Here is a 1,102-nt window from a genome sequence, read left to right on the forward strand (position 1 = left end):
TCCGCGTCTCCGGCACCGGTGCCCAGTCCGCCTCGCTCAGCGGAATGGCCCAGCGCATGCGCATGGCCGGCTGAGACAGGCAGCCCCAACAATTGACACAAAGGCCGCCGGGGGAGACCCCGGCGGCGTTTCTATTTCTTACCCCTCAATTTGGGGGGATGTATCACCAGTTCGGCTAATTCAGAAATTTATACTTCATTGATCATTTCACGCGATATTTCCTAAGCGATATTGCAATGCAGCGATGCTTTATCCGCGCATGAAGCGCCTTTCCCCAATCGACGACCTCAGCAGACCGGCGCAACCGGCTGACGCGAACTCGTTTCCATTTTTCACGCTCGGCGGACACTTATGAAAAACCTGAAGATTTCAAACCAATTGATGCTCCTCATAGGCGCACTTATGGTCTCCTTTTCGGTAGCGACCTTCTTTCAAATCCGCGGTTCCGCATCTGCGATCTACCATGAGCGCTATGAGATGCTCCGCACGCAGACGGAGACGGCCATTTCGGTGCTAAAACGCTTTCATGCCCTCGAACAGAAAGGCGAGATGACCCGTGAGCAGGCGCAGACCGCGGCCTATGACGTCATCAACGACATGCGCTTCACACCTGACGGCTACTATTTCGGATACGACTATGCCGCCAATCGCGTGATCTATCCGGAAAAGAAGGGCGTTGGAAAGAACTTCGCAAACATCGCCGACAAGGCCGGCAACAAGTTCCTTGTCGACATCGTCGCGAAAGCACGCCAAGGCGGTGGGTGGACCGAATATGAATGGCCCAAACCCGGCCAGCCAGAAGACGTGCTCTCCCCCAAGGCAGCCTATGCCTTGGCGTTCGAGCCGTGGGAGATGACAGTCGGCACCGGCGCCTATCTCGACGACCTCGACACCACCATCGTGGAGAGTGTGCGCGGGGCGCTGGCTTTCGGCATCGCCGCCTTTGTTCTTTGCCTGGGAGCAGCCTACCTTGTGATCGGTGGCATCACCAAGCCGCTTGCCGCCATTCACGGCGCACTGGGCGCGGTTGCCGACGAGAATGTCTCGATCGCCATCCCGCACACCGACATGGGCAACGAAGTCGGCATGATGGCCAAGGCCA

Annotated in this window: 1 protein-coding gene; it reads left to right on the top strand. The window is 57.6% G+C overall.

Annotated elements, in window-relative coordinates; translation table 11 throughout:
• Positions 1-351 precede the first annotated feature (351 nt).
• Positions 352-1,102: cache domain-containing protein (locus HHL25_RS23410; RefSeq protein WP_205928003.1), on the top strand; the 751-nt coding region annotated here is incomplete at its 3' end.

Origin of the sequence: Rhizobium terricola, assembly GCF_012927355.1 — a bacterium.
GTDB classification, from domain to species: Bacteria; Pseudomonadota; Alphaproteobacteria; order Rhizobiales; family Rhizobiaceae; genus Allorhizobium; species Allorhizobium terricola.